The sequence below is a fragment of the Streptomyces sp. NPDC002845 genome, assembly GCF_053591955.1.
In genome coordinates this window covers 22,908-32,432 of the sequence record NZ_JBSFUU010000066.1, presented here as the reverse complement: position 1 = coordinate 32,432, position 9,525 = coordinate 22,908, and the positions used below count along the sequence as shown (strand labels likewise).

9 protein-coding genes are annotated in these 9,525 nt (G+C 71.7%); 1 reads left to right on the top strand and 8 read right to left on the bottom strand.

The annotated features are described in order from the left end of the window. Both ACWD3C_RS35290 and ACWD3C_RS35285 read right to left on the bottom strand, forming a co-directional pair. Positions 1-409 (bottom strand): hypothetical protein (locus tag ACWD3C_RS35290; protein ID WP_451150429.1); only part of this gene is annotated, 409 nt, incomplete at its 3' end. Positions 410-909: 500 nt separating this feature from the next. Further along, positions 910-2,565, bottom strand: a complete 1,656-nt coding sequence (locus tag ACWD3C_RS35285; RefSeq protein WP_451150427.1) for an FAD-dependent oxidoreductase — start codon at positions 2,563-2,565, stop codon at positions 910-912. Positions 2,566-3,216: 651 nt separating this feature from the next. On the opposite strand from ACWD3C_RS35285, the gene ACWD3C_RS35280 reads away from it, so the two are divergent. Then, on the top strand, positions 3,217-3,636 hold the full coding sequence (locus ACWD3C_RS35280; protein WP_451150425.1) for a DUF3151 domain-containing protein: 420 nt from the start codon (positions 3,217-3,219) through the stop codon (positions 3,634-3,636). 297 nt (positions 3,637-3,933) lie between these two features. On the opposite strand, the gene ACWD3C_RS35275 is transcribed toward ACWD3C_RS35280, so the two are convergent. The 6 genes from ACWD3C_RS35275 to ACWD3C_RS35250 form a co-directional block, all read right to left on the bottom strand. Then, the gene (locus tag ACWD3C_RS35275) at positions 3,934-5,433 is read right to left on the bottom strand and encodes an MFS transporter (protein ID WP_451150423.1); all 1,500 of its coding nucleotides are present in this window, start codon (positions 5,431-5,433) and stop codon (positions 3,934-3,936) included. A 137-nt stretch (positions 5,434-5,570) separates the two neighbouring features. Beyond that, on the bottom strand, positions 5,571-6,602 hold the full coding sequence (fbaA, locus tag ACWD3C_RS35270; RefSeq protein ID WP_451150421.1) for a class II fructose-bisphosphate aldolase: 1,032 nt from the start codon (positions 6,600-6,602) through the stop codon (positions 5,571-5,573). Positions 6,603-6,807: 205 nt separating this feature from the next. Further along, positions 6,808-6,969: a hypothetical protein gene (locus tag ACWD3C_RS35265; RefSeq protein WP_451150419.1), complete on the bottom strand. Its 162-nt coding sequence runs from the start codon at positions 6,967-6,969 to the stop codon at positions 6,808-6,810. A 69-nt stretch (positions 6,970-7,038) separates the two neighbouring features. Further along, positions 7,039-7,587: an orotate phosphoribosyltransferase gene (gene pyrE, locus ACWD3C_RS35260; protein ID WP_451150417.1), complete on the bottom strand. Its 549-nt coding sequence runs from the start codon at positions 7,585-7,587 to the stop codon at positions 7,039-7,041. A 10-nt stretch (positions 7,588-7,597) separates the two neighbouring features. After that, on the bottom strand, positions 7,598-8,386 hold the full coding sequence (locus tag ACWD3C_RS35255; RefSeq protein WP_451150415.1) for an aldose epimerase family protein: 789 nt from the start codon (positions 8,384-8,386) through the stop codon (positions 7,598-7,600). A gap of 179 nt (positions 8,387-8,565) precedes the next feature. Further along, positions 8,566-9,447, bottom strand: a complete 882-nt coding sequence (locus ACWD3C_RS35250) for an SRPBCC domain-containing protein (RefSeq protein ID WP_451150413.1) — start codon at positions 9,445-9,447, stop codon at positions 8,566-8,568. Positions 9,448-9,525 lie beyond the last annotated feature (78 nt).

Genomic DNA, 9,525 nt, shown 5'->3' with positions numbered 1-9,525 from the left:
ACGTGCCCGAGTCCTTCTCGGTGCTCCAGTCGCCCTCGTTCACCGCGGCAAGCGCGCCGCCTCCGGTGTGCATCCCGCCACGGGGCGAGTCGTGGCCGCCGCCCCAGGACTCCTTGTCGTTCTTCCCGCCCCAGGACTCCTTGTCCTTTCCACCGTCCTTGGACGTGCCCGAGTCCTTCTCGGTGCTCCAGTCGCCCTCGTTCACCGCGGCAAGCGCGCCGCCTCCGGTGTGCATCCCGCCACGGGGCGAGTCGTGGCCGTGGTCCTTGCCGTGGTCCTTGTTGTACTCCTTGCTGTGGGAGGGGTCCTCGTGGTCCCAGTCGTCCCCGGTCGCGTAGGCGCCGGGTGCGCCGAGAGCGAGGGCGGCTGAGGCCGCCGCAGTGACCAGAAGAATGCGAGCAGAGCGCATCTGACGTTCCTTCCGCCGACGGCCAGGTAGCTGACCCTTCGTCAGCTGAGTCCCTGACCCGACCTGATCCACCGTCAGCCAGATTTCTCCCCGCCACCACTCGGGACGATCAGACGGGTGAACCCACCCGGCTTCCCGGGGTCCTCGCCACCCAGTGGCTGGTGGTGCCGGATCTCTCGCCCCGTCAACTCCTTGGCCTGCCAAAGCAGCTGAGGCCGTGTCCACGGCTCCGTGCTGATGCACGGGACGTATGAGGGCGTCGCCATCCAGGCCCGCCGGGCGGGCCCGCCGCAGAGCGGTGAGCTGGCCTTGGCCGGCAGGCGGACAGCGGCGGTCGTGCACCCGATCGAGTCGAAGCGCGCCGGTCAGGCGGCCCCTTGCGCGCTGGCGCGCGGCAGGGAAAACGCAGAGCGCCGGCGACTCGTCCGTCGTCGGCGCTCTGCTGGACGGCCCGGGGAGTCCTCAGGCCGTCGGTCCACGGCTCGCGCCGTTTCCGGAGGTCAGGCCATCGCCAGCACCGTGGCCAGGACTTGGCGCAGTGCCGGTTCGGCATCCGGGACGGCACCTGGCGAACGCCAGGCGACGAACCCGTCCGGCCGGACGAGTACGGCGCCCGCGGGTGTCGTGCCGTGGCCGGCCGACCAGTCCGCATCGTCCTCGGGCGTCAGCTCGGCGTCGGGGCCGTTGCCCACCCGGTACGAGGCCAGCGGGATGGACGTCTTCTCGGCGAGTTGGACGGCGGCCTCGTGCCAGCCACTCGGGTCACCGGCGTCGCTGAGCAGAACGAGCGACCGTTCGTAGAGGTCGAGGGTAGAGATCCGCTCGCCCCGGTGCCGTACCCACAAGTGGGGTGCCCTGCTGCCGGGTTCGCCGGTCAGCCCAAGGTTCTCCGGGACGACCGGGACCGCGGGATCGGCGCCGACGACGGCGCCGTGCGGATATCGATAGCCGAGGGCCACGTTGAGGATGCCGCGTTGAGGGCCACCGCCTGCGCCGGGAGGCGGAGCGAAGCCGGGGTGGCTGTGCTCGGCCGACCGTGCGGCGGCGCGGGCGCTGGTCGCCTCCGCCACCGGGCGGCGCTCGGCGTCGTAGGAGTCCAGCAGCCCCTCCCCCGCCCAGCCGCCGAGCACCGCGGCCAGCTTCCACGCGAGGTTGTGGGCGTCCTGGATGCCGGTGTTGGAGCCGAAGGCCCCGGTGGGAGACATTTCGTGGGCCGAGTCGCCGGCCAGGAAGACGCGTCCCGCACGGTAGCTCCGGGCGACACGCTGGGCGGCGTGCCAGGGCGCCTTGCCGGTGATCTGCACGTCCAGGTCCGTGTCTCCGACCGCGCGGCGGATGTGCTCGACGCAGCGCTCGTCGGTGAACTCCTCCAGCGTTTCTCCGTGTTCGGGGTGCCAGGGGGCGTGAAAGACCCAGTTCTCGCGGTTGTCCACGGGCAGCAGGGCGCCGTCGGCGTCCGGGCCGGTCAGGTAGCAGACGATGAAGCGGCGCTCGCCCACGACGTCGGCGAGGCGGCGGGAGCGGAAGGTGATGCTGATGTTGTGGAACAGGTCGCCGGGGCCCGTCTGACCGATGCCGAGCTGCTGGCGGACGGGGCTGCGGGGGCCGTCGGCGGCGACGAGGTAGTCCGCCCGGATGGTGGTGTGCTCACCGGTGTCCCGGCTCTTGACCACCGCGTTGACGCCGGTGGGTTCGGCGTCGAACGACATCAGTTCGGTGCCGTAGCGCAGGTCGCCGCGCAGCTGTGCGGCGTGGTCGAGCAGCACCGGCTCCAGATCGTTCTGGCTGCACAGGCACCATGAGCTGGGGCTGAAGCGGGCCAGTCCGCCGCCCGGGTCGATCTCCCGGAAGAGCCACTCGCCGGCGTCGGTGACCAGGGTGGGTGTCTGCAGGATGCCATGGTTGCCGGCCAGCGTGGCGGCGGCCTGCCGGATCATCGGCTCGACGCCGGCCACCCGGAACAGCTCCATCGTGCGGACGTTGTTGCCGCGCCCGCGGGGATGGACGGAGGTACCGGCGTGGCGCTCCACCAGCGTGTGCCGCACCCCCAGCCGCCCCAGGAAGAGCGAGGTCGCCAGGCCGACCAGGGAACCTCCGACAACAAGGACGGGGACCCGGTGGGTCGTGTGGTCGGCTTGACCGGCTCTATGGTTCATCACTTGCCTCCAGCGCGTCGTGGGTCCGCCAACTCGGCCGGATACGGCCGAGACCTCATGCTTGCCCCACGAGGCTGACGGCGGCTCAGGCTTCACCCGCTTAACCCGCCGGTTGGGCCGTGTCGGTGGGGACGACCCACGATCACGCGTACGCCACCGGCGTGTCCCGTACACCGGGAGTCCCGGGAAACACGACGGCATCACCGTAATCGGCTGCCCGGCGCCGGAGCAGTTCGACGGACGGGCGCGACCTGCTGGGCGTGCGCGATGCCGCGAGCGGCCGACACCTGCTTCACCTGCCACGTCTGCCCGCACTTCGCCATACCCCGTTTCAGAGTCTGTGTCATATCCCCGGCCGGGCGCACGCCGCCTGGCACGCACGCTCGCCGCGTTGCCGAAACGCCCACGTGGCTCCTCCCCCACGCTCGAACCGGCTTCGCTCGGCTCGCGCGGGGGCACCCCCATCGAGGGCGCTCCGGCGCCTTGCGATCGCACGCACCAGACGACGTGCGCTGATCCGACCGGGGATATGACACAGACTCTCAGAGCGGCCGGTTGCTCCTCCCTGGTCCGTTCCGGCGCGCGTTCACGGACGTCCGTGGGCGTCTCCGGGCGCCCCGAATGCCTGTCCGCAAGTGGCAGACTGCTTCCATGACTACGCACAAGAACCTGCTCGGCGGCCCGGAGCCGACGTACCTCCCGGAGAACACAGAGGCTTACCGCCTGCTGGGCGAGAAGTCCCTGCCGCCGGCCGAAGTCGCGGCGCAGCATCCCACGTTCTCGCTCGCCTGGGCGATGCTCGCCGACGACGCCTTCGAGGCGGGGCGAGTGGTCGAGTCGTACGCGTACGCCCGGACCGGCTACCACCGCGGGCTGGACGCCCTGCGCCGTGCCGGGTGGAAGGGACATGGCCCCATCCCCTGGGACCACCGGCCCAATCGCGGGTTCCTGCGCTGCCTCGCCGCCCTCGCCCGCGCCGCCGGCGAGATCAACGAGAAGGACGAGACGGAGCGTTGCTGGCAGTTCCTCCAGGACAGCAGCGCCGAGGCGTACACCGAACTGAGGCGATAGCCGCCCCTTCGCCCCGCCGGACAGGGGGTGGGTGCAAGGAGGGTGCTGAAGATCTTGGCCGGGCTGCGGGTGGGGGGCTGGTCGCGCCCACGCGGCGGAGCCGCATCGATACAGCCCCGCGTCCCCGAAGGGGCGCGGTTACGGCACAGGCCAAGCCATTTCAGCCCAGGCCCGCACCCCTCAGCCCGTCCGGCGTTCGAGGACGAGGCCGGAGGCCGATCACCACAGCAACCCCCACCCACCCGCAGACACCCCACCCACCCCGGGGGAGGGGCCGGGCCCGGCGGCGAGGGCGGATCACCCGGAACCGGTGTCCGTCGGCTCCCCCTGCTCCCCCTCCAGCGGCGGAGCCGTCACGCACCCATGTGTCCGGCACTCGGGGTGTCGGCAGTCCGGCGGCGGACGCCGTACCGTCGTGAAGGCGAGCGCCGCCCCCGCCACCATGAGACCCGCGCAGACGACCATGGCGCGCCCGAAGGCCTCGTCGAACTGGGCGGGCACCCGGTAGGCGTCCGCGCCCATCCCCGCGACCAGCGGCAACGCGGCGACGGCGAGGAGGCCGGCGGCGCGGGCGGCGGCGTTGTTGATGCCGCTCGCGAGGCCGGCGTGCTCCGTGTCCACGGACGCCAGAACGGTGGACGTCAGTGGGGCGACCAGCGTCACCAGCCCCAGCCCGAGCACCGACACCGCCGGGAGGACGTCCGCCACGTACGACGCATCCGGCCCTACCCGCACCATCAGCAACATCCCCGCCGCACACAGCAACGGCCCGGCCGTCAGCGGAACGCGCGGCCCGATCCGCTCCCCCAGCGCCCCGGCCCTCGACGACAGCAACAGCATCAGCGCGGTCGTCGGCAGCAGCGCCGTACCCGCGCCCAGGGCCGAGTAGCCCGACACGACCTGGAGCTGGAGGGCGGCCAGGAAGAAGAAGCCGCCGATGGCCGCGTACAGGCACAGGGTGACCACGTTCACCGTGGTGAACAACCGGGACGCGAAGATCGACAGCGGCATCATCGGATCGGGGCGCCGGTGTTCGACGTACACGAACGCCACCCCCGCCCCCACCCCGGCGACAGCCGTCGGCACCACCGCCGGCGAGCCCTCACCGGCCTCGATCAGGGCGTACGTCACCAGCGCGAGCGACAGGGCGCCGAGCACCGCGCCCAGGACGTCGAAGCGGCCGTGTGCCCGCCCGTCGCCCGACTCCGGTACGTGGCGCACGGCGATCGGGGCGCACAGCAGCGCCAGCGGCACGTTCAGCAGGAACACCCAGCGCCAGCCGGGGCCGTCCACCAGCCAGCCGCCCAGGAACGGGCCGACCGCCGCGCCGATGCCACCGAAGCCGGACCACATACCGACCGCCTTGGCCCGGTCGTCGGGGTGGAAGGAGGCCTGGATGAGGGCCAGGGAGCCCGGCGTCAGGAGCGCGCCGCCGATGCCCTGCAGCGCGCGGGCCGCGATGAGGACACCTCCGTTCGGCGCGAGCCCGCACAGCAGCGAGGCCGCCGCGAACCACACCACGCCCACCACGAAGACCTTGCGCCGCCCGAAGCGGTCCCCGAGGGCGCCGCCGAGGAGGATCAGTCCGGCGAGCGCGAGCATGTACGCGTTCACGGTCCACTGGAGCGACGAGAGACCGGCGTCCAGGTCACGGCCGATGCGGGGCAGCGCGACATTGACGACCGTCGAGTCGAGCATCGCCATGCTGGAGCCGAGCACCGTGGTGAGCAGGATCCACTTGCCCTGCGGCGAGGCGAGCCGGACAGCGGTGGTGGACTCCTGCGGCGGGGCAGCCATGCCTGGAGCATACGGACAACGCAGGCGTACGGGCGTACAGCAAGCCGTACGGGCGTACAGCGATACGAAGGCGTACCGAGGTACGAGTCGGGCCCGGCGCCACAAACAGCTGCCGGGCCCGACTCGTACCGTCCGCCTTACTTGATCTTCGTGCCCGCCGACCGCAGGTTCTGGCAGGCCTCGACCACACGCTTGGCCATGGACGCCTCGGCGAGCTTGCCCCAGGTGCGCGGGTCGTAGGTCTTCTTGGAGCCGACCTCGCCGTCGACCTTGAGGACGCCGTCGTAGTTCTTGAACATGTGGTCGGCCACGGGACGCGTGAAGGCGTACTGCGTGTCCGTGTCGATGTTCATCTTGACGACGCCGTTCTCCAGGGCGGTCCGGATCTCGTCCTCCGTCGACCCGGAGCCGCCGTGGAAGACGAAGTCGAACGGCTGGGCGCCGGCCGGCTTGCCGTACTTGGCGGCGACGCCCTCGTTGAGCTCCTTGAGCAGGTCGGGGCGGAGGACGACGTTGCCCGGCTTGTAGACGCCGTGGACGTTGCCGAAGGAGGCGGCGAGCAGGTAGCGCCCCTTCTCGCCGAGGCCGAGCGCCTCCGCCGTGCGGATCGCGTCGTCGACCGTCGTGTAGAGGGAGTCGTTGATCTCGTGCGAGACACCGTCCTCCTCGCCGCCGGTCGGGGTGATCTCGACCTCAAGGATGATCTTCGCGGCGACGGCGCGGGCGAGCAGCTCCTGGCCGATCGCGAGGTTGTCGGCGAGGGTCTCCGCCGAACCGTCCCACATGTGCGACTGGAAGAGGGGGTTCTCGCCACGGGCGACCCGCTCCTCGGACACCGCGATCAGCGGACGTACGTACCCGTCGAGCTTGTCCTTCGGGCAGTGGTCCGTGTGCAGGGCGACCGTGATGTCGTACTTCTTGGCGACGATGTGCGCGAACTCGGCCAGGGCGACCGCGCCGGTGACCATGTCCTTGCTGTGCTGGCCGCCGAGGAACTCGGCGCCGCCGGTCGAGATCTGGATGATGCCGTCGCTCTCCGCCTCCGCGAAGCCGCGCAGCGCAGCGTGCAGCGTCTGGGAGGAGGTCACGTTGATGGCCGGGTAGGCGAACCTGCCTGCCTTCGCCCGGTCGAGCATCTCGTTGTAGACCTCGGGGGTCGCGATACCCAAGACACAGCCTTTCTCTAGTGCCGGTACTGCCAGGTTCCGAGCGCTCCCCGACCCTTGCGCCGCTTGGGCAGTGTTTCCCCCACCCTAGCCCGTATGCACCCATGCTCAAGGTGCCGACCGGCCCCGTCTCGCACCCCCTCCCCAACAGATCGGGAACCTCGGCAGCCCTACGACCACGAACTCCGCGCGGGGCCGCTTCCCGGCATCACCGGGGGTCCGGCGGCATCTGATGGCCGATCACCAGTCCGTCCACGGCTTCCGGCAGTGCCAGGCCTGCACTCGCAGCCATCTCGGTCAGGTCACCGAAGTCCACCTGGGCACTCACCTTCGCCCAGGGGACCAAGCCGGACCACACACGCATGGTCACGCCATGGTCCCGCAGGAACTCCTTGCGCTCTTCCGGGGTCTTCTCGGCACACCGCGGTCAGTCCGCCTCTCAGTCCAGGCCCAGCTCGTCCTTCGAGTACGCGAAGAGGTACGGCACACCCGCGCCCTGCTCGATCTTCTCGGCGGCACCGGTCGCCCGGTCGACGATCGTCGCGACGGCCACCACCTCGGCGCCGGCCTCGCGCACGGCCTCGACGGCGGTCAGCGGGGAGCCGCCGGTGGTGGAGGTGTCCTCGACGACCAGCACGCGGCGGCCGGCGATCTCCGGTCCCTCGACCTGCCGCTGCAGCCCGTGCGCCTTGGCCGCCTTGCGAACGACGAAGGCGTCCAGCTTCCGGCCGCGCGCGGCGGCGGCGTGCAGCATGGACGCCGCGACCGGGTCGGCGCCCATGGTCAGGCCGCCCACGGCGTCGAAGTCCAGGTCGGCGGTCAGGTCGAGCAGCACCTGCCCGACGAGCGGCGCGGCCTCCCCGTCGAGGGTGATGCGGCGCAGGTCGACGTAGTAGTCCGCCTCCAGGCCCGAGGAGAGGGTCACCTTGCCGTGCACCACGGCTTTGTCCTTGATCTGCTGCAGCAGCGCGTCGCGTACGTCAGTCATGCCTGTCAGCTTAAAGGCGGTGCCACGTCCAGGTCGTCGTGGCTTCGAGGGGGTCGATGGGCGTGACCTGGCGGGGCAGGGTGTTCAGCCCGTTGGGCGGCCCGGTCTGCGGCTCCACGCACACGGCCTCCGCCTGCTCGTCGTACACCACGACCCACTCCTCCCGGCTGCCGACCTTCAGCTCCAGCCGGCCCGGCCAGGTCAGGGTGACGTCGACGCCGCCAGGCATGCCGAAGCAGTCGTCCCAGGGGCCGGGCTTCGGGTCGATGCGGTTGCCGGTGGGGAGGTGGTCGTCGCCGCGCTCCTCCTGCCAGGCGGGGGTGAAGTCGATGCGTACGTCCTGCTCCCCCAGGTTCCGGTTGAACCACGGGTGCCAGCCGATCTGGGCCGGGAAGGACGACTCGTACGTCTCCACGGCCATGGTGAGCGTGAGGGCGTCCTCGGTGAGGGTGAAGGCCTGGGTGACGCGGCCGGTGTACGGCCAGGGGTCGACGAGGTCGTACGTGATGACGGCCTCGGTGGCACTGACGCGGGCCGTGCGCCAGGCGCCGTCTCTGGCGGTGCCGTGGATGGCGTGCGGCGGGGAGTTGAGCGGGAGCTGGTGGGCTACGGCCCCGTTCAGGAACCGTCCGTCCCTGATCCGCCCGCACCACGGGACCATCGGGAAGCTCCCGAACCGCTCCCCCTGCCGCAGGAGCTCCGCCCCTCCGACCCGCAGACTCCGCACCCGCCCGCCGCTACCGGGCGCCACGACCACCTCCGCGTCAGCCGCGGTCAGCGTGATGTCTTCGTTACTCACGCGATGACCCTACTGGGAGCAGCGGATCGGTTTCGCCCCCACCCGCCCGCAGAGAACCCACTCACCCCGGGGGGCCAGGGGGCGCAGCCCTCTGGCGGGGTCGAAGGGGCGGAGCCCCTGGGGATGGGACGGGTAGGGGCGGTGGGGGCGAGGAAACCCTTGAGGCCCCTCGGAGGCGTTCAGCGGCGTCTGCGGAGGGCTCGGCCGAGGAGGATGGCTGAGGCGACGGCGAGGGCCGCGGCGGGGGCGGCCCAGCGGAGGGCGGCGTTGGGGACGGCGGGCTCGGAGGCCGGGACGGGGGCGTAACGGCCACGGGGCGGGGCGTGGTCCACTTCCTCCGCGCTGCGCCCGATCATCGTGCGCCGGGCATGCGCCGCCTCGGCGGGCGGTTCGCCCTCGACCTCACCCTCGGCCGCGAAGGCATCCTCCGCCGCCATGTCCAGCGACGGCGGCGGAACCTCCGCGCCGAAGACGGACGTCGAGGGCTCGTCTGACTCCTCGGGCTCGTCCACCGCGCCGGTCTCCGAACCGGCCTTCGCCTTCGCGTCCGTCTCCGCCTTCGCCTTCGCCTCAGGCTCAGGCTCAGGCTCAGCAGAACCCTCCGGCTCGCCCAGACCCTCCGCAAAGTTCTCCACGAAACGGTTCAGCAACCGCCCCACCGCCCCCGCCACCGCATCCGCCGGCAGATCCGCGACCCGCCCGTCCGCAGTAGCCGTCCCGCCGAAGGCGACCGTCGTGCCACCGCCACCGCCATCCCGCCCGCCACCGCCACCGTCCACCGGCACCAGCCGCACCCCGAGGGCCAGCTTCACGGCCCCGCTCCCCCGGGCCTCCGTCGCCTCACCCTCGACGGCGTAGGAGCCGTCGTCCCGGGCGGAGACGTGGAGGGCACCGCGGTAGGTGATGGTGTGGCCGCCGACGCGTACCTTGAGGCGCCCGGCGACAGGGGGCGTCCCCGCGTCCTGTTGGAGACCGGGCACCGCTCGGGCCACCCGCGCGGGGTCGGCCAGAGCCTCCCGGAGTCGTTCGACGGGCACCGGTACGAACACCTCATGCTCCATGTGGGCCGAGCCTACCCACGAGTCGCGCCCCCGCACCCGTACATACGCGCATTCCCTCGCCCCTCCGAGCCTCGGAAC

Bases quoted from the DNA above. Each gene is read 5' to 3' on its own strand.
- ACWD3C_RS35280 (WP_451150425.1), top strand. From the start codon at position 3,217: ATGACTACGCACAAGAACCTGCTCGGCGGCCCGGAGCCGACGTACCTC.
- ACWD3C_RS35275 (WP_451150423.1), bottom strand. From the start codon at position 5,433: ATGGCTGCCCCGCCGCAGGAGTCCACCACCGCTGTCCGGCTCGCCTCG.
- ACWD3C_RS35285 (WP_451150427.1), bottom strand. From the start codon at position 2,565: ATGAACCATAGAGCCGGTCAAGCCGACCACACGACCCACCGGGTCCCC.
- ACWD3C_RS35250 (WP_451150413.1), bottom strand. From the start codon at position 9,447: ATGGAGCATGAGGTGTTCGTACCGGTGCCCGTCGAACGACTCCGGGAG.
- pyrE (WP_451150417.1), bottom strand. From the start codon at position 7,587: ATGACTGACGTACGCGACGCGCTGCTGCAGCAGATCAAGGACAAAGCC.